Raw genomic sequence first — 17,389 nt, forward strand, 5'->3', positions numbered from 1 at the left:
GGGGATCCGTGCGAGCGCGATCCGGAACTGGTCCGCCGCGACGTCGCCGAGGGGTATGTCTCTCCCGACGCCGCCCGCAGGATCTACGGGATCGAGGCCGTCCGATGAACGACGTGGTCATTGTCAACTGCACGGTCACCGACGCCCGCGCCGGCGGTGCTCCGTCGGCCAAGGCGTCGGCCGAGGCTCCGAAGGGCGCCGAGGGGCGGATCGCGGACGCGGCGGTGTGGATCCGGGACGACAGGATCGCGGCCGTGGGTCCTCGCGAGCAGGTCCTGGAGCGGGTGGGGGAGGCCCCGCGGCTCGATCTCGACGGCGCGTACGTCACCCCCGGCCTGGTCAACATGCACACCCACCTGTCCCTGTCGCTGCCAGGCCAGGGAGGCGACAGCGTCAAGAACATGACGGCGCACGAACTCGTCCTCTACATGGCCGACGGTGCCCGTCGTACTCTGCACTGCGGGGTCACCACGGTGCGGTGCGTGGCCGAGAAGGAGCACGCCGACTTCGCGCTGCGCCGGGCCATCGAGTCGGGCAGGGCGACCGGGCCGCGCATCTTCACGGCGGGCCAGGCCCTGGTCTGCACCGGCGGCCACGGCCACGAGGCGAGCGACACCATGGAGTGCGACGGAGTCGACGGGTTCCGGCGCGGGGTGCGCACCCAGGTCAAGGCGGGTGCCGACCTCATCAAGATCATGATCTCCGGTGGCATCGCCGGGGAGCACGAGAGCATCGACACCCCGCAGCTGTTCTCCGACGAGATGGCGGCGGCGCTGCAGACCGCGCACGCCTGGGGCCGGAAGGTCACCGCGCACGCGGGGCCGGCGGCGGTGATCGCCGAGGCCGTCGAGCTGGGCCTCGACTGCGTGGAGCACGGCTACCAGCTCACCCCCGAGGTCGCGAAGAGGATGGCCGAGCGCGGCACGGCCCTGGTGCCGACGCTGCTCGTCACCCGCTGCAAGGAGTTCTTCGACGAGCTCGGGGTGCCGCAGTGGATGCAGTGCCGCTCGCTCGGCGCGGGTCCCCGGCATCTGGAGAGCTACGCCATGGCCCTCGACGCCGGGGTGGAGGTCCTGCTGGGCAGCGACATGCCGCCGTTCTGGGACTTCGAGGGGACCAACGCCTCGGTACGCGAGCTGGAGTGCATGTCCGAGGGAGGTCTCGGCCCGGCGGGAGCGCTCTACGCGGGCACGCTCGGCCCGGTGCGCTGGCTCGGCGCCGACGCCGACCTCGGCACCGTCGAGGTCGGCAAGTACGCGGACCTCATCGCCATGGACGCGGATCCGCTCGCGGACACCTCGGCCTTCCGGGGGGTCCGCTGGGTGATGAAGGGCGGCCGGGTCGTCCGCGACGACCGGTCGGGATGGGAGAAGCAGTGAACGCGGTTTTCCCGGGGTCTGAAGACCGGGGCATCTGGGTGAGGTACCGGTGAACGGCTCGATGAACGGCTCGACGAACGGCTCTGTGAACGACGCGGAGGCCGCCGCGATCGCGGCGGGCATCGACGACATGTACGACGCCTTCCTCGCGGCGGACCGGCGCCGGTTCGACAGCCACCTGCACGCCGAGGTGACCACCTGGGAGACGCACCTGCCGGGACCGCTGCGTACCCGGTCGGAGCTCGACGCCTACCGCGACGAGAGGGACGGCTCGGGTGCCCGTCCCGCACTCGACAGACTGGCGGCCGAGGACAAGCGGATCGACGTGTGGGGCGACGCCGGGGTGGCGCGCTACCTGCTCGTCGCCGAGGCGCCGGGTGAACCCGCGCAGTACAGCCGGGTGACCGACGTGCTGCGCAGGACCGGCGGCGACTGGCTCATCGTGCACCACCACTCCGAACTGCTCGTGCCATGAGCGGGGGCACGGGCGAGGACATCGGCGAGGGCACGGGCGAGCGAGGGGCGGGCATGGCGGACGACGGCGACATGGAACTGTACGACCTGCGGGTCGTGGTCGACCGCATCGAGGGCAGATCCGTCTGCGGCATGGAGGTGGGCGACTGCTTCACGCTGGAGCGGAGCGCGCACCTGCGCCTCCCCGACGGTGAGCACTTCTGCGTCTACGCGCTCGCCTCGGTCCTGCCGTTCCTCGCCGCCAAGCAGCGCGACCTGGCCCAGGGCGACTGGCTGGCGCAGGACTCCCACTTCAGCTGCCCCGACCCGGAGGAGCGGCTGGTGATGCGGGTCGAGCGGACCCGCCGCCGCCGGATGAACTCCGCCGACCTGACCTGAGGTGATCCCCCGATGAGCACTACCGAGATCGGTCTGGGCCTGCAGAGCGACAAGCGGGCCGGTGACTACGCGCGGCTCGCGCGCCGCGCCGAGGATCACGGCTTCGACGTGCTGAGCGTGTTCGGCGACCTGATGTACCAGCCGCCGATCTTCCCGCTGCTGGAGATGGCCGCCGCCACCGAGAGGGTGCGGCTCGGCACGGCCTGCCTCAACCCGTACTCGGCGGCGCCGTACGAGATCGCCGGGCAGCTCGCCGCCCTTGACCTGGCCTCGCACGGCCGCGCCTACCTGGGCCTGGCACGCGGTACCTGGCTCGGCGCCGTGGGCATCGCCCAGCCACGGCCGCTGACCGCGCTGGCGGAGGCCGTCGAGGTGGTCTACCGGCTGCTGGCCGGCGACGCCGGAGGGTTCGAGGGGGAGATGTTCCGCCTGGCGCCGGGCACCCGGCTGCGCTACCCCGTACACCGCACCCGGCCGCCGCTGCTGCTCGGCGCGTGGGGGCCGAAGGGCGCGGCGCTGGCCGGGCGGATCGCCGACGAGATCAAGGTGGGCGGCAGCGCGAACCCGGCGATGGTCGGGGTGATCGGTGAGCGGGTCGCGGCCGGGGCGACGGCGGCCGGACGTGACCCGGGCGAGGTGGGCGTCGTCCTGGGCGCGGTGACGGTCGTGGACGTCGACGGTGCCGCGGCCAGAGCCAGGGCGCGCAGCGAGGTCGCCATGTACCTCGCGGTGGTCGCCGACCTCGACCCGACCGTGGAGATCCCCGCCGACCTGCTCGGCCGGGTCAAGGAACTGGTCGACGACGGCAGGGACGAGGCCGCCGGGCGGCTGATCCCCGACGACCTGCTCGACCTGTTCGCCTTCTCCGGTGACCCGGAGCAGGTCGCCGCGCAGGCACAGGCCCTCATCGACGCGGGCGCGCACCGGGTGGAGTTCGGCACGCCGCACGGTCTCACCGACGACCGTGGCGTGGAGTTGCTGGGCACCGAGGTGCTGCCGCTGCTGAACCGCTCACCGAGGGGGGCGGCGTAGCTGTTCCGTCCCGTGGATCCGACCGGCAGCGACAGGCAGGGAGGCCAAGAGAGGCAGGGCCTGACCATGGTGCCTTCGGGTGACGCTCCGTCATCCTGAAACCGGATCCCCGTAGAACCTTTCGTCCGCAAAGCGCACTGCCCGAATCATCTCGTACTCCTAATTTCACTTGAGTTCAGCATGAGTGAACATTGGCGGGGAAGAAGGAGACGATGTGACGAGCGAGCGTGCCGGAGGTCCGGCGATCAGGACGTCGGCGTGATGGCCACGCGGGCCGAGGACCTCCGTGATCCGAGCGGAACCGGCTCGGCAGGACCCGGCCGGGGTGGACCTGACCAGGGCGGATCCGACGGTTCCGCCGGGCGCGGCGCGTCGCGCGCTCCCGGCGTGTTCGGCGAGGACGGCGAGTTCGGCGAGCGGGCGGCGCTGGCGGCCGACGCCGAGGACTCGGTCTGCCGTCGCGAGGAGTTCCTGCTGCCGCCCGCCCCCGCCTCCTGCCGATACCCCGAGGTCGCCTACTTCGCGGGCAACTCGCTCGGCCTGCAGCCCCGTGCCGTCCGCGCCGCGCTCGCCGCCGAGCTGGACGACTGGGCGCTGCACGCGGTCGAGGGGCACCACCGGGCGGCACACCCCTGGCTGCCCTACCAAGCCGAGCTGCGCGAGGACGCCGCCGCGCTGGTGGGCGCGGCCCCCGAGGAGACCGTGGTGATGAACTCCCTCACGGTCAACCTGCACCTGATGATGGCCACCTTCTACCGCCCGGCGGGCGAGCGCACCCGCATCGTCATCGAGGATCACGCCTTCTCCTCGGACAGCTACGCGGTGCGCAGCCAGGCGGTCCACCACGGCCTCGACCCCGACGAGACGGTGGTCCGGCTGCGCCCCCGCCCCGGCGAGGACTGCCTGCGCACCGAGGACATCGTGGACTACCTGGCCCGCGAGGGACACCGGGTGGCGCTCGTGCTCCTCGGCGGGGTCAACTACCTGACCGGAGAGTTCCTCGACATCCCCGCCGTCACCGCCGCCGGTCACGCGGCCGGCTGCGTCGTCGGCTGGGACCTCGCGCACGCCGCAGGGAACGTGCCGCTGGCCCTGCACGACTGGGACGTGGACTTCGCGGCCTGGTGCTCGTACAAGTACCTCAACGCCGGTCCCGGCGCCGTCGCGGGCTGCTTCGTGCACCGGCGCCACGTGACCGACCCCGAGCTGCCCCGGCTGGCCGGGTGGTGGAGCACCGAGCAGGCGACCCGCTTCGAGATGCGGCCCGAGCTCGTCCCCGTGCCCACCGCCGACGCCTGGCAGATCTCCAACCCGCCGATCCTGGCCATGGCCCCGGTCAGGGTCTCGCTGCGGATGTTCGCCGAGACCGGGATGGCGGCGCTGAGGGAGCGGAGCCTGGCGCTCACCGGCTACCTGGAGCGGCTGCTCGCCGAGGTCGTCCGCGACCGCCCGCTGGAGATCGTCACGCCCGCCGACCCGGCCAGGCGCGGAGCGCAGCTCTCCCTGCGGGTGATCGGGGGCACGGACGTCGCGGACGCCACCGACGCCGCGACCCTTGCCACCCGGCTGCACGAGGTGCACGGCGTCCTCGCCGACGTGCGGCGGCCGGACGTCATCCGGCTGGCCCCCGTGCCGATGTACTCCACGTTCCACGACTGCTGGCGGGCGGCCGCCGCGCTCGCCGAGGAGGTGAACCCGGTATGAGCTCCCGTGGCGAGGTCGCCGTGGTCGGCGCCGGGCTGGTCGGCTGCCTGACGGCCTGCTACCTGGCCCGCCGAGGCTACGAGGTCACCCTGTACGAGCGCAGGCCCGACCCGCGCCAGGCCACGCCGGAGCGCGGGCGCTCGATCAACCTGGCGATCTCCGAGCGGGGGATCGACGCGCTGCGCCGGATCGGGCTGGAGGAGGCGGTGCTGAAGGCCGCGCTGCCGATGCCGGGCCGGATGGTGCACGCCCCGGACGGCACGCTCAACTTCCAGCCGTACAGCGCCGGAGGGCAGCGGGCGATCAACTCCATCAGCCGCTCCGAGCTCAACCGCACGCTGCTGGAGGCGGCCCTCGCCATGCCCGGGGTCCGCGCCCTCTTCGAGCACCGGCTGACCGGGCTCGACGTCGACTCGGGGCGGATGGACTTCGACACGCCCACCGGGCCCGTCACCCACGGCGCCCCGGTCGTGCTCGGCGCCGACGGCGCCTACAGCGCGGTACGCGGACGGCTGCAACTGCTGCCCGGCTTCGACTTCAGCCAGGACTACCTCGACTACGGCTACAAGGAGCTGACGATCCCGGCGCGCGACGGCGGGTTCGCCCTCGATCCCGGCGCGCTGCACATCTGGCCGCGCGGCAAGGCGATGATGATCGCGCTGCCCAACCCGGACAGGTCCTTCACCTGCACGCTGTTCTGGCCCAAGTCGGGGCCCGGCAGTTTCGAGGAACTGGACACCGCGGAGCGGTTCGAGGAGTTCTTCGCCGCCAACTACGCCGACGCCCGCGCGCTCATGCCCGACCTCGCCGGAGACTACGCCCACAACCCGATCGGGCATCTGGTCACCGTGCGGGCGCACCCCTGGCAGGTTCGCGGCACCGGTGCCGTGGTCGGCCTGCTCGGCGACGCCGCCCACGCCATCGTCCCCTTCTACGGCCAGGGCGCCAACTGCGGCTTCGAGGACTGCGTGGAGCTCGACCGCTGCCTACAGGAGACCGGCGACGACTTCCCCGAGGCCCTCGCCCGGTACGGTGCCCGCCGCAAGGAGCACGCCGACACCATCGCCGAACTCGCGCTCGCCAACTTCGTCGAGATGCGCGACAAGGTCGCCTCCCGGACGTTCCTGCTGGGCAAGCGCGTCGAGCACGGCCTGGAGCGGCTGCTGCCCGGCCGCTACACCTCGCGCTACGAGCTCGTCTCGTTCAGCACCGTGCCGTACGCCGAGATCCAGCCGCGCATCTCCCGCCAGCGCCGGGCGGTCGCCGCCGGGGCGCTCGGCGCGCTGGCCGCGGTCGGGCTGGCCGCGTCGGCGATCCGCGCCCTGCGCCGTCACTGACCGTGGCCCCGCGAGTCCTGGTCGCGCGGGAGGGGAGGGGCCCGTAGGTCATCGGCGGTCACTCCACCACTCGCGAGGCGAGAGCGCGAGCGGTGGAGAAGGTCAGAACAGCCGGGGGGTCACCACGGACACGACGGTGGTGACCCGGTCGGTGTCGTTGAACATGCTGTGCGGGACCGTCGACCTCAGGTGGACGCTGTCGCCCGGATGCAGCCGGTGCTCGACGCCGTCGACCTCGTACAGCAGCTCGCCCTCCAGCACGAAGGCGAACTCCTCACCGGCGTGCCCGTAGGAGTTCTCCCGCCTGCCGCCGGGTGCGATGTGCACCAGCAGCGGTTCGAGCACCAGGTTCGGCCCCCTGGCCGAGAGCATGCGGTAGGTCTGCTGGCCCGAGATGTACTCGGTGGCGGCCGTCGCGGAGCGGGTGAGCGTGAAGTGGCTCGGCAGCGGGGAGACCGATGGCTGCCTCTCCTCGGTCTCCCCCTCCGGCGGCGCGTCGTTGAAGAACTCCGCCACGCTCCGGTCGAGCGCCGTGGCCACGCTGTTGAGCGCGGTCAGGCCGATGGAGGAGATGCCCCGCTCGACCTGGGAGAGGAACCCGATGGAGAGCCCGGAGTGGGTGGCGAGACCGCGCAACGTCAGGCCGCGCTCCTTGCGGAACTGCCGCATCCGGGCTCCGACGGCGTCTTGGCGGTCCGGCTCCTCACCGCCATGACGCTCCGATGTGCCCACCCGCGGCTCCCTCCGTCAAGCGGCGTGGCCGCCTGTTCGCTCTAGCTAAACATATTTCATAACAAGAGTCGTCCTTCGTCAAAAGGGAGTGGGGAATGGCGGACGGTGATGGGTAAGGCGGCGCGGTTTCAGTGGCTCCGCTTGAGCATCGCGTCCGCGAGCGCGTCGGCGGCCTCGCCGAGCCGGCGGCCCACCGCGTCGAGCCGTGACAGCAGCTCGCGCCTGCGCAGGGTGTCCATGTCCAGCGGCTCGGCGAACAGCTCGGCGAGCCGGGCCTGGTAGAGCTGGCGGACCCGGCTGCACGCCTTGCGCGTGTCCAGCACGGCCATGGTGACCGAGCCCGGGGCGTCGATCATCTTCAGCACGGCGCCCTCCAGCTCGTCGAGGCCGTCGATCACCGCCTGCAGGGGCTCGACCGCGAACCGCAGGTCCTCCGGACCGAACAGGTCGAGCTCGCGCACATAGTCACGGAGCTGGTCCAGCACGTCGTCGATCGAGCGCGAGAGCCGAAACAGGTCCTCCCTGTCGATGGGGGTCGCCAGCACCCGCCGCAGTATCCGCACCAGCTCGGCCCGCGCCTCGTCCCCCTCGTGCTCCACCTCCGCCATCCGGGCGCGCGCGGCGGACCGCTCGATCTCGCCGGCCGCGGTCGAGCGGGCCAGTTCGGCTCCCGCCCGCGCGACGGCGACCTGGCTCCGCACCAGTCCGACGACCCGCCGCCCCGACCTGCCGCGCAGGTCGTCCCAGGCGCGCGCGAACCTCCGGGTGCGGCCGTCCTTGCCGCTCACATCAGTCTCAGCGCGAGACCGCCGAGGCAGCCCAGCGCCATCGACGATGGCAGCGTGACCAGCCATGCCGTACCCACGTTCACGACGCCCTGCCATCGCACTCTCCTCATTCCCTCACTTGCCGCCGAGCCGACCACCCCTGCGGTGATCGACTGAGTCATGCTCACCGGGCTTCCCAGAGCCGAGCTGCCGAGGACGGCGCCGGTGGCCGCCGCCTCCGCGGAGACGATGTGCAGCGGGCGGGTGATGACCAGCCCGCGGCCCAGCCGCCCGCCGACACGGATCAGGCTGGTCAGCGCGCCGGCGAGGAAGAGCGCCACCAGGACCGCCATCCACGCCGGCGGGACCTCGATGGGGCCGACCCCGCCGAGCCCGCCGCGGCCCACGCCGACCGCCACGCTCACCACCGCGATCATCTTCTGTCCGTCGTTCAGCGCGTACGCCACGCACTGGGCCGTGTAGGCCAGCAGGTGGGTGCCGGACACCAGCCGCGACATGCGGCGGTAGGAGGGCACCCGGCGCGAGACGGCCCCCAGCAGGTAGCCCAGGATCAGCCCGGCCACGGGCGCGCAGGCCCCGATCGCCAGGACGGTGCCCAGGTCGGTCCAGGAGACCGGTAGTCCGGCACCGAGCCCCGCGCCGCCGATGCCTCCGATCACCGCGAGCGTCAGGCTGGTCGGCAGCCCTCTGCCGGTCAGCACCGCGACTACCGCCACCGCGATCACCACCCCCACCAGGAACGCCGCCGCGCCGCCGCTCGTGCCGAGCCCGGCCAGCCGCTCGGTGAAGGTGCGCGCGACGGTCACCCCCAGCAGGTAGGGGACGGCGAAGAGCACGACCACCAGGATCGTGGCGGCGGCCCATCCGGGGAAGCGGGGGAACCTGAGCCCCAGACCGATGAGGGTGGCGCCGTCGTTGGCGCCGCTGACCAGCACGAAAAGGATCGCCACGGCGGCGAACGCCAGAGTCCATCCCATCAGAGGCGGTGCCGCCGGTCGTGCTCGGCGCCTGCTGGACACTCGCGTACCGGGTGGCCCGCCGTCATGTGCCTTCCCTGCCCCGGCCGGTGTCGGTCGTGCGGACGGTGGTTCCCGGCGGCACACCGGGGTCGTGGAGGTGGCGGCCGATCGGCTCCTCGACAGGAGCGGAGCAGGCGCCTTTGTGACCAAGGTCCGGCAGAACCGCACGCATGATGAACTCCTCACCCCGGGAAGCTTCAGTTTCAGGTTAACAGAAGGTAAACAGATGGGGGCGTGTGTCGATATGTCAGGGCGGCCTGTCATGGCGGTCCACCAGGGGAAACCGGGAGTGCCGACAGCGCGCGGAAGGTGGGCGCCGCCGCGAGCGGGCCGGGCGGGAGGTTGTTACGATCGGCCGGTGCCTGACCAGGGGAGGCGGGGAGTGGGCGAGCGCCCGTACGTGCTGCTGAGCTGCGCGATGTCCGTCGACGGCTACATCGACGACCGCACGCCGCAGCGGCTGCTGCTCTCCAACGACGAGGACTTCGACCGGGTCGACGAGGTTCGCGCCGGCTGCGACGCGATCCTGGTCGGGGCGGGCACCGTCCGCCGCGACAACCCCCGGCTCCTGGTCAGGTCGCCGGAGCGCGGGCGGGAGCGGGTCGCGCGCGGCCTGCCGCCGTCCCCCGCGAAGGTGACGCTGACCGCCACCGGGAACCTCGACCCGGCCGCCGCCTTCTTCACCGCCGGTGACGCGGAGAAGATCGTGTACGCCGCGTCGTCCGCCGTGGCGAAACTCGCCGCCCGCCTCGCGGGGGCCGCGGAGGTGGTCGACGCGGGAGAGCCGATCGACCTCGGCCGGGTCCTCGCCGACCTGTACGGGCGGGGAGTGCGCCGTCTGATGGTCGAGGGCGGCACCTCCGTCCACACCCGTTTCCTGCGCCAGGACCTCGTGGACGAGCTCCACCTCGTCGTCGCCCCGTTCTTCGTCGGGGACTCCGCCGCCCCGCGTTTCGTCCTGGACGGGGACTTCCCCCGGGACCGCCACCGCAGAATGGACCTGGCGGAGGTACGCAGGATGGGCGACGTCACCCTGCTGCGCTACCGGCTGGCCTGACACGCACCGTCTACCGGGAGGTCCGGATGAACGACCACGACTGGCTGGGGCTGGCGTGCGACCTGGCGAGGCTGTGCCCGCCCTCCGAGACGGCCTTCTCCGTCGGCGCCGTGGTCGTCTCCGAGGACGGCGAGGAGATCTCCCGCGGCTACTCGCGGGAGGGCGACCCCCAGGTCCACGCGGAGGAGTCGGCGCTCGGCAAGATCTCCCCGGACGATCCCAGGCTGGCCGGGGCCACGGTCTACAGCAGCCTGGAGCCGTGCAGCGCGCGCAGGTCGCGCCCCAGGACCTGCACCCGCCTGATCCTGGACAGCGGCGTCCGGCGAGTGGTGCTGGCGTGGCGGGAGCCGCTGCTCTTCGTCGACTGCCACGGGGCCGAGGAGCTCGCGGGGGCGGGGGTGACCGTGGTGGAGATCCCCGAGCTGGCGGACCGCGCCCGCGAGCCCAACGCGCACCTCCTCCCCGACGCACCCGACGCACCCGATGCCCCCGACGTCCCTGACGCCCCCGGCATCCCCGGCTGACCGGCTTCCCACCCCCACTCCGGGCCCTCCGCTTCTCGCGGTGGGGGCTGTGGTCGCGGGGCGGCCTCGACCGGCACCCACCGGGCTGCCCTCATCCCCTGTCTCGCGCGGTGCTTCACCCAGGCCGGCGTCCCGCTCGCTGCCCGGTGGAGAGGGCTGGTAATCCTCAAAACAATTACTTGTAGTGATAAAAGCGGTCAGCCGATGCTCTTAACTACCTCTATATCCGATTTTTCGGTTTAAGGGGCGCCACTCTCGGTAGTCACTAGATATCGAATGAGAGGCCCGGCTCCATGAGGTTTCTTGGAAAAAACACGATATTTCGTGATTTAACGACCGCTCTGTTGGCGGCTCACGTACCGCATCCAGGGCGCGCCGGAGGCCGGCGGTGACCGGCACCGTTCTCGTCGCCCGCCTGGACAACGCGGGCGACGTCCTGCTGGCGGGGCCCGCGATCCGCGCGGTGGCCGCGGAGGCGCGGCAGGTCGTGCTGCTCACCGGGCCGCGGGGCCGGCCCGCGGGTGAGCTGCTGCCGGGGGTGTCGCGGGTGGTGGAGTGGCGCGCGCCGTGGATCGACCCCACCGCGCCGCCGGTGACCGGCCCGCACGTGCTGAGACTGCTGCGGACCATCCGGGACATGGCTCCCGAACAGGCGCTGATCCTCACCTCGTTCCACCAGTCCGCGTTGCCGCTGGCCCTGATACTCAGGCTGGCGGGTACGCCGAGGGTCGCCGCCGTCTCCATCGACGACCCGGGCTCGCTGCTCGACGTACGGCACGTCGTCGACGAGGAGGTGGACGTGCCGGAGAGCGAGCGCATGCTCGGACTGGCCAGGGCGGCGGGGTTCGAGCTCCCGCACGGAGATTCGGGGGGGCTCGCCGTACGGCACCCGTTGCCCGAGGTCCGCCACCTCACCGGGCCACCGGGTTACGTGGTCGTACATCCCGGCACCTCGGTCCCCGCCAGGGCATGGCCCGCGGAGCGGTGGGCGCGCGCGGTTCAGGACCTCGTCCGCTCGGGCCGCAGGGTCGTCGTGACCGGTGGCCAGGACGAGCACGGGCTCACCGCGCGGATCGCCGCGGGTGCCGGGCAGCACGGTCTGTCGCCGGGACCCGTCTTCGCGGGCGGCTGGATGGGCGGGGGACCCGCCCGGCTGCGCGGCTGGAGGGTGGACGAGCCCGCCTTCACCGCCGGCTGGGTCGACGGGACGTGTGCCGCGACGGGCGGCCGGAACTGGAACGGCCCCCCGGCCACGTACGGCGGGCAGCGGGGAAGGTCTGTCGTCGACCTGGGCGGCAGGACCAGCTTTCCCGAACTCGCCGCGGTGCTCGCCGGGGCGTGCGCCCTGGTCGTCGCGGACGTGGGGCCCGCCCACCTCGCGGCGGCGGTCGGCACGCCGGTCGTCAGCCTGTTCGCCCCCCTGGCCCCCGCCGGCCGCTGGGCGCCGTACGGCGTGCCGGTCGTGATCCTCGGTGACCAGCGGGCCCCCTGCCGGGTGACCCGGGAAGGTGCCTGCGCCGTCGCCGGTCATCCCTGCCTGTCGTCGGTGCCGAGCGCGCGGGTCGTCGAGGCGGTCGACCACCTGACCTCCATCAAGGAGACGATCAGATGAGCACCGCTCCGGCCTGCGTGAGTCTCCGCGAGACCGGTGCCGGCGACGGAGGGCGGAGCGCCCCCGCCGGGCCCGAGGCGGACCGCCCGGTCATGGTGGTGCTGCGCGGGCTGGGACTCGGTGACCTGCTCACCGCGGTCCCCGCCCTGCGCGCCCTGCGCCGCTCCCACCCCGGCCACCGGATCGTGCTGGCCGCGCCTTCCGCGCTGGCGCCCCTGGTGCCGCTGATCGGCGCGGTGGACGAGGTGTGCGACGTGTCGGGGCCCGGTCACGTACCGCCGCTCGGCCGGCGCGTGGACATCGCGGTCAACCTGCACGGCGCCGGCCCGCGCGGTATCGCCGCGCTCCACCGCACCGGCCCGGCCCGGCTGCTGACCCACTCCCACCCCGCCTTCCCCGGCGCGCGCGGACCGGTCTGGCGGGACGGCGTGCACGAGGTGCGGCGCTGGTGCGACCTGCTCGCCTGGTACGGCATCACGGCCGACCCCGCCGATCTGGGGCTCCGGCGCCTCGCCTCTCGCGAGGAGGAGTCCCGGCCCGTCGTCATCCACCCCGGGGCCGGGTACCCGGCCAGGCGCTGGCCGCCGGAGCGGTTCGCGCTGGTGGCCGCGGACCTGCGGAGGAACGGGCACGAGGTGGTGGTCACCGGGAGCGCGGGGGAGCGGGACCTCGCCGAGCGGGTGGCCATGCTCGCCGGGCTGCCGCCTTCGTGCGTGCTCGCCGGTCGCACCGGGCTGCGCGAGCTGGCCGCGCTGGTGGCCAGGGCCAGGCTGGTGGTCTGCGGGGACACCGGGGTGACCCATCTGGCGGCCGCGTTCGCCACGCCCTCCGTGGCGCTGTTCGGCCCCGTCGCACCCGCCGTGTGGGGGCCTCCGGAGACGGGACCGCACGTCGTCCTGTGGGCGGGCGGCCACGGCGACCCCTACGCCTACCGGCCCGATCCGGGTCTGCTGGAAATCGGCGTCCGGGACGTCCTCGGCGCCGCGGCGCGGCTGCTGGAGGCGGCGCCCCGGGCGTGGCGCGGGTCAGGCCTGGCCGTGGGCGTCGGCCCGGACCAGGCGCAGGAAGGCCTTGAGCCCGGTGATGACCTCGTGGTTGTCGGTGAGACCGTCCACGGTGTCCTCGAAACGCCGGGCGAGCCCGGTGATCCGGCGCTCCAGGGCCTCGTCGCCGTTGCGCAGGTCGGCGCCGAGCGTCTCGACGTCGTCCCGGAGCCGCTCGGCTGACCTGGTCAGCGCGGTCACCTCGGCGGCCAGGTCGTCCACCCTGGCGACGAGCGAGACGATGTCCTCGCGGGGGTGGTATGCCTCCTTCATCAGCGTGGTGACCCGCTCGCGCAGGTGGGACAGGTAGGCGCCGGCCGGCCGGAAGCAGGTGCTCAGCAGGTAGAAACCGGCGAAGTAGTAGCCCACGAAGGCGCCGGACAGGTAGGTGATGACGGCCAGGAGCACCGCGGAGACGATGTGGCCGCCGATGGCGAACCGGCGCATCCGCCCGGCGATCTCCAGCGCCTCGGCCTCGTGCCCCTCGGGCACCTGGATGCCGCGCTCCCTGGACACATGGATCTCGTGGACCACCTGGCGCGCCCCGAAGTAGAGGTTCCACGGCAGGGTGAGGAGCACGATCAACCAGACGAGGCTGATCGCGCCGAGCCCGAGCGACAGGAACGTGGCGAGCGGGACGTCGGCGTACACGAGCAGCCACGCCGCGACCACCGTGCTGACGAGCGCGACCAGGAAGATCCACCATTTCATGACCCGAGGATTTCGAAGATCGACAAGCCGAGGGAGAGCGTACGCACTCAGCGGCGGCTGAGCACTCCTACTCAGGTTCGCGTCCGCCGTATCTCCAGACGATCTCCCCGTCCACCCGGTCGCCGGTCGGTACCAGCCCTGCCCCGCGGGCCACGGCCGACGAGGCGGCGTGGTCGGGATGGATGGCGGCGACGACGGCCGTGCCGCGTGCCCTGAGCCAGTCGACGAGGGCGACCGCGGCCTCCCCGGCGATGCCCCGGCCCTGCCAGCGGGTTCCCACCACCCAGGCCACGGCCGCGTGGTCGCGGGTCACCGTCGCCTGGACGTAACCGACCAGCCGATCCGGGCCGTCGAGGCGGATCACCCAGTTGAGCCACGACTCGTCCCGGCCCGGTGGCGGCCCGGCGACCAGGCGGGCGTAGCGGTCGCGGAGTTGTTCGGGGGTCTCCGGAGAGCCGCCGATGAAGGTGTGCAGGGCCGGATCGCCGAGCACCTCGGCCATCTCGGCCGCGTGGCGCACCGCCAGCGGTTCGAGCGTGAGCCGGGCGGTCCTGATGGTTTCGGTGTCCATGGCCGGACGAGTGTCCCACGGCCGCCGATCGGCCCGGGTTCGACGGTGCGCGGGCCTCCTCGGCGGAACCGCGGCGCCGGAACCGCGCGCGGTCAGGCGGGGCTGACGGAGCGGTCGACGCTGCCGGGGGCCAGGACGTGTTCGATGACCATGACGGCGGCGCCGATCACGCCCGCGCGGTCGCCCAGCTCGCTGCCGGTGATCGTCAGATGCTGGGTGGCCAGCGGCAGCGACCGGCTGTAGATGACCTCGCGAAGGCCGGCGAGCACCTGCTCCCCGGCCTCGGAGATGTCGCCGCCGACCACGATCACCGAGGGGTTGAAGAAGTTGACGATCGAGGCGAGCACGTCGCCGACCTCGCGGCCCGCCTGCCGGATGAGCTGGACGGCCTGGGTGTTGCCGCTGCGCACCAGACGGACCACGTCGCGGCTGTCCTCGGCGGTCACCCCGGCCGCGCAGAGTTTGGCCGAGATGGCGGCGCCGCTGGCGACGGCCTCCAGGCAGCCGACGTTGCCACAGCGGCAGACGGTGTCGAGGGCCGAGGCCACCTGGATGTGGCCGATGTCGCCCGCCGCGCCCTGGGCGCCCCGGTGCAGGCGGCGGTCGCTGATGATGCCGCAGCCGATACCGGTGCCGATCTTGACGAAGATGAGGTGGTCGGCCTCGGGGCGGGCGGCCCAGTGCTCGCCCAGCGCCATGATGTTCACGTCGTTGTCGACGAGGACGGGCGCGCCGAGACGCGAGCCGAGCCATTCCGGAACGGGGAAACCGTCCCAGCCCGGCATTATCGGCGGGTTGACCGGGCGTCCCGAGCTGTGCTCGACCGGGCCGGGGAGACCGACGCCGATGCCGCAGATCTCGTCCGGGCGGTGGCCGGTCTCGGCGAGCATCTCCTCGAAGGTGTGCTGGAGCCAGCCGAGCGTCTCCTCGGGGCCGCGATCTATCGGCACCTCGGCCGCGCGCTCCGCCAGGACCGTGGTGCCGAGGTCGGTGACCGCCACCCGGGCGTGGGTGGCGCCGAGGTCGGCGGCGAGGACGACGCGGGCGGTGCGGTTGAACGTGAAGGCGACGGCGGGCCGGCCTCCCGAGGAGATGGCCTCCTCGGTCGGCACGATCCACTGCCGGCTCAGCAGCGCGTCGAGGCGCTGGGCCAGCGTGGACCTGGCCAGCCCGGTCAGCTGGATCAGTTCGGCCCGCGTCCTGGCCCGACCGTCGCGCATGATGTTCAGAAGCGCCCCCGCGCCGGCGATCGAGCCGTTCGCTTCGCTAAGCATGCGCACAGTCAACACTCCTTGTTTCCGCCACGTCAAAGCGACTTACGCCCTCCGCCTGCTCCATTATGCCTATCGGTGATTTTCTTTTGCTTAACCATCGACATAAGGGAGCCTACGTGCCCGGCGGGGGAGGGGCGGCCTTTCAGCGCCCGGAGTCCTCGCCCGCCGCGCCGGGGGCCCGGCCGAGGCGCCTGAAGAAGGCGGCCACCGCGTAGGGGTCGACGGGGTCGGTGAGCAGATCCAGCATCTCCTGCCTCCGCTCCGGGGCGACCTTGAACGGGTGGCCGAACACGTGCGGACCCGCCCCGTCGCTGAGCAGCCGGGTCAGCATCAGGTCTCCCGGCAGCGCCTGCCCGGAGAGCAGCTCGTCGGCCAGCGTCACCCGCCCCCCGTCGCCGTCCCCGCCTCCGGCGGCGGCCACGGTGATCTCGTCACCGGAGACGTCGAGGACCTCCCACAGGCGCAGCGGCGTCCGCCGCCACGACTCCAGCAGCATCACCTCGTCGTCGCGCAGCCACTCGGCGCGCGCGTCCAGGAACTCGCCGACCACGTCGTTCTCGAACAGGGCCAGGTCCGCCAGGGCGGGCTCGGCCACCCGGACGCTCAGCGCGACCAGGTCCTCGATCAGCCGCCTGCGGGCCGGGCGATAGGCGTACGCGAGCAGCTGCCGGTACAGGTGCGCGGCGCGCTCGGGCAGCGGGGCGCCCGGGTCGGTGCGGCACGCGGCGTACTCGGCCGCGTCGCGCACGGCCGGAGCCAGGCCGGGGGAGAGGGAGAGCACCTCGGAGATCAGCCCAGACGCCTCGAACGAGCGGCCCTCGCCCTCGGCCGACCTGGCGATCAGCAGCAGCGCGGCCGGTTCGGTGCGGGGCAGTGCCGAGGCCGGCGCCGGGCCGAGCGGCTCGCGCTCCACCTCGTCGGCGATCCTCGCCAGCACCGTCTCGGAGCGGGACAGGTAGGTGACGGCCTTGGAGAGGTCGGCGCCCTCGCCGTAGGTGCGCAGCGCGCTGCGCACCAGGGCCAGCCTGATGATGTCCAGCGGCGCCAGGTCGGCGACCGACGCCGTGTCCCACGGCGCGCCCACGATGCCCACCCTGCCGCCGTGCACCTCCAGCGAGGCGTTGCGCAGCAGCGGGGAGAGCGGCGGCAGCGGGTCGGCGAAGGTCTCCGGAGCCTTCATCAGCAGCTCCAGGACCACCACGTCGACCGGCACGCCCGGACTGGGCTCCAGCCCTTCCGCGAAGGCGCGCAGCGCGTCGAGGGCCTGCTCCCCGAACTCCTGGACGACCCGCATCACCCGCTCCGCCGGAACGTCGTCCAGTTCGACGGCCGACAGCTCCAGGACGCCGTCGCGCAGGCGCAGCGCGATCACCTGCTCGGGTTCCAGGTGGGCCAGCCAGCCCTCGGGGCCGGTCAGGACGGGCTCTCCGGTGTCGAGGGAGGTCAGCACCCGGCCGCCCCCGGCAAGCGGCACCCCGTCGCCGTCGGCCAGCCGCGCCCACAGCCGCAGGTCGTCGGAGGCCGGCAGCACCCCGCTCGCCAGCTCGGCCCGGGTGACGAGGTGCGTCAGCACCGCGCCCTCGCTCAGCGTCAGAAGGTCGCTCATCACACCATTGTTCTCGACGTCCGGGGATGACGGCGCCGCCCTCCCCGCCACGAGGTCGCACGGGCTCGTGGGGGGGGGGGGGGCCGGGCGGCCACCCCCGGCGCCGCGCGGGGGGTGGGGTCGCCCGGGCGCGCGGGGCCCCGGGGTG

At 73.0% G+C, this 17,389-nt stretch carries 17 protein-coding genes; 10 read left to right on the forward strand and 7 right to left on the reverse strand.

The genetic code is table 11. The features are described 5' to 3' along the window. The first annotated feature begins 104 nt into the window (after nt 1-104). The 6 genes from ABT130_RS42955 (at nt 105) to ABT130_RS42980 (ending at nt 6,304) form a co-directional block, all read left to right on the forward strand. A complete protein-coding gene (locus ABT130_RS42955; RefSeq protein ID WP_350965593.1) occupies nt 105-1,379 on the forward strand; it encodes an amidohydrolase family protein in 1,275 nt (424 codons plus the stop codon). Between the two features lie 49 nt (nt 1,380-1,428). Beyond that, the gene (locus ABT130_RS42960; RefSeq protein ID WP_350965595.1) at nt 1,429-1,854 is read left to right on the forward strand and encodes a DUF4440 domain-containing protein; all 426 of its coding nucleotides are present in this window, start codon (nt 1,429-1,431) and stop codon (nt 1,852-1,854) included. Continuing rightward, nucleotides 1,851-2,231: a TIGR04076 family protein gene (locus ABT130_RS42965; protein ID WP_350915095.1), complete on the forward strand. Its 381-nt coding sequence runs from the start codon at nt 1,851-1,853 to the stop codon at nt 2,229-2,231. Before ABT130_RS42960 ends, ABT130_RS42965 begins: the two co-directional genes overlap by 4 nt. 12 nt (nt 2,232-2,243) lie before the next feature. After that, nucleotides 2,244-3,263 (forward strand): LLM class flavin-dependent oxidoreductase, encoded by a 1,020-nt coding sequence (locus tag ABT130_RS42970; RefSeq protein ID WP_350965597.1) that lies wholly within the window; start codon nt 2,244-2,246, stop codon nt 3,261-3,263. 261 nt (nt 3,264-3,524) lie between these two features. Beyond that, complete coding sequence (gene kynU / locus ABT130_RS42975) at nt 3,525-4,967, forward strand: kynureninase (protein ID WP_350965615.1); 1,443 nt, start codon at nt 3,525-3,527, stop codon at nt 4,965-4,967. Further along, on the forward strand, nt 4,964-6,304 hold the full coding sequence (locus tag ABT130_RS42980) for an FAD-dependent oxidoreductase (protein ID WP_350915089.1): 1,341 nt from the start codon (nt 4,964-4,966) through the stop codon (nt 6,302-6,304). The genes kynU and ABT130_RS42980 overlap by 4 nt, the downstream gene beginning before the upstream one ends. Nucleotides 6,305-6,406: 102 nt before the next feature. Here ABT130_RS42980 and ABT130_RS42985 read toward each other — a convergent pair whose 3' ends face one another. The 4 genes from ABT130_RS42985 to ABT130_RS43000 form a co-directional block, all read right to left on the reverse strand. Beyond that, nucleotides 6,407-7,036 (reverse strand): helix-turn-helix domain-containing protein, encoded by a 630-nt coding sequence (locus tag ABT130_RS42985; RefSeq protein ID WP_051753275.1) that lies wholly within the window; start codon nt 7,034-7,036, stop codon nt 6,407-6,409. 128 nt (nt 7,037-7,164) lie between these two features. Then, nucleotides 7,165-7,824: a DUF47 domain-containing protein gene (locus ABT130_RS42990; protein WP_350965599.1), complete on the reverse strand. Its 660-nt coding sequence runs from the start codon at nt 7,822-7,824 to the stop codon at nt 7,165-7,167. Beyond that, a complete protein-coding gene (locus tag ABT130_RS42995; RefSeq protein WP_350965601.1) occupies nt 7,821-8,801 on the reverse strand; it encodes an inorganic phosphate transporter in 981 nt (326 codons plus the stop codon). The genes ABT130_RS42990 and ABT130_RS42995 overlap by 4 nt, the downstream gene beginning before the upstream one ends. Nucleotides 8,802-8,865: 64 nt before the next feature. Continuing rightward, nucleotides 8,866-9,015, reverse strand: a complete 150-nt coding sequence (locus tag ABT130_RS43000; protein WP_350965603.1) for a hypothetical protein — start codon at nt 9,013-9,015, stop codon at nt 8,866-8,868. Nucleotides 9,016-9,201: 186 nt separating this feature from the next. On the opposite strand from ABT130_RS43000, the gene ABT130_RS43005 reads away from it, so the two are divergent. The 4 genes from ABT130_RS43005 to ABT130_RS43020 all read left to right on the forward strand — a co-directional run bounded on the left by ABT130_RS43005 (nt 9,202) and on the right by ABT130_RS43020 (nt 13,262). Beyond that, nucleotides 9,202-9,900 carry a RibD family protein gene (locus tag ABT130_RS43005; protein WP_350965604.1) on the forward strand — a complete coding sequence of 233 codons (699 nt, stop codon included), beginning with the start codon at nt 9,202-9,204 and terminating at the stop codon, nt 9,898-9,900. A 26-nt stretch (nt 9,901-9,926) separates the two neighbouring features. After that, nucleotides 9,927-10,424: a cytidine/deoxycytidylate deaminase family protein gene (locus ABT130_RS43010; protein ID WP_350965605.1), complete on the forward strand. Its 498-nt coding sequence runs from the start codon at nt 9,927-9,929 to the stop codon at nt 10,422-10,424. 388 nt (nt 10,425-10,812) lie between these two features. Beyond that, nucleotides 10,813-12,036, forward strand: coding sequence for a glycosyltransferase family 9 protein (locus ABT130_RS43015; RefSeq protein ID WP_350965607.1), 1,224 nt, complete (start codon nt 10,813-10,815; stop codon nt 12,034-12,036). Continuing rightward, the gene (locus ABT130_RS43020; protein ID WP_350965609.1) at nt 12,033-13,262 is read left to right on the forward strand and encodes a glycosyltransferase family 9 protein; all 1,230 of its coding nucleotides are present in this window, start codon (nt 12,033-12,035) and stop codon (nt 13,260-13,262) included. The genes ABT130_RS43015 and ABT130_RS43020 overlap by 4 nt, the downstream gene beginning before the upstream one ends. Nucleotides 13,263-13,857: 595 nt before the next feature. Here ABT130_RS43020 and ABT130_RS43025 read toward each other — a convergent pair. From ABT130_RS43025 to ABT130_RS43035, 3 genes are all read right to left on the reverse strand, one after another. Beyond that, a complete protein-coding gene (locus tag ABT130_RS43025) occupies nt 13,858-14,361 on the reverse strand; it encodes a GNAT family N-acetyltransferase (protein ID WP_350965611.1) in 504 nt (167 codons plus the stop codon). 92 nt (nt 14,362-14,453) lie between these two features. Then, nucleotides 14,454-15,635 (reverse strand): ROK family protein, encoded by a 1,182-nt coding sequence (locus ABT130_RS43030; RefSeq protein WP_350915071.1) that lies wholly within the window; start codon nt 15,633-15,635, stop codon nt 14,454-14,456. Nucleotides 15,636-15,777: 142 nt separating this feature from the next. Continuing rightward, a complete protein-coding gene (locus ABT130_RS43035) occupies nt 15,778-17,241 on the reverse strand; it encodes a hypothetical protein (protein ID WP_350965613.1) in 1,464 nt (487 codons plus the stop codon). Between the last annotated feature and the right edge of the window lie 148 nt (nt 17,242-17,389).

The sequence above is a fragment of the Streptosporangium sp. NPDC001681 genome (assembly GCF_040298085.1).
In the GTDB taxonomy this organism is placed as follows: domain Bacteria; phylum Actinomycetota; class Actinomycetes; order Streptosporangiales; family Streptosporangiaceae; genus Streptosporangium.

What these genes read in the sequence shown, in the direction of transcription:
- ABT130_RS43010 (WP_350965605.1), top strand. Translation starts at nt 9,927, where the DNA reads ATGAACGACCACGACTGGCTGGGGCTGGCGTGCGACCTGGCGAGGCTG.
- ABT130_RS42955 (WP_350965593.1), top strand. Translation starts at nt 105, where the DNA reads ATGAACGACGTGGTCATTGTCAACTGCACGGTCACCGACGCCCGCGCC.
- ABT130_RS42970 (WP_350965597.1), top strand. Translation starts at nt 2,244, where the DNA reads ATGAGCACTACCGAGATCGGTCTGGGCCTGCAGAGCGACAAGCGGGCC.
- ABT130_RS42980 (WP_350915089.1), top strand. Translation starts at nt 4,964, where the DNA reads ATGAGCTCCCGTGGCGAGGTCGCCGTGGTCGGCGCCGGGCTGGTCGGC.
- ABT130_RS43035 (WP_350965613.1), bottom strand. Translation starts at nt 17,241, where the DNA reads ATGAGCGACCTTCTGACGCTGAGCGAGGGCGCGGTGCTGACGCACCTC.
- ABT130_RS42965 (WP_350915095.1), top strand. Translation starts at nt 1,851, where the DNA reads ATGAGCGGGGGCACGGGCGAGGACATCGGCGAGGGCACGGGCGAGCGA.
- kynU (WP_350965615.1), top strand. Translation starts at nt 3,525, where the DNA reads ATGGCCACGCGGGCCGAGGACCTCCGTGATCCGAGCGGAACCGGCTCG.
- ABT130_RS42995 (WP_350965601.1), bottom strand. Translation starts at nt 8,801, where the DNA reads ATGGGATGGACTCTGGCGTTCGCCGCCGTGGCGATCCTTTTCGTGCTG.
- ABT130_RS43025 (WP_350965611.1), bottom strand. Translation starts at nt 14,361, where the DNA reads ATGGACACCGAAACCATCAGGACCGCCCGGCTCACGCTCGAACCGCTG.
- ABT130_RS43020 (WP_350965609.1), top strand. Translation starts at nt 12,033, where the DNA reads ATGAGCACCGCTCCGGCCTGCGTGAGTCTCCGCGAGACCGGTGCCGGC.
- ABT130_RS43030 (WP_350915071.1), bottom strand. Translation starts at nt 15,635, where the DNA reads ATGCTTAGCGAAGCGAACGGCTCGATCGCCGGCGCGGGGGCGCTTCTG.
- ABT130_RS43000 (WP_350965603.1), bottom strand. Translation starts at nt 9,015, where the DNA reads ATGCGTGCGGTTCTGCCGGACCTTGGTCACAAAGGCGCCTGCTCCGCT.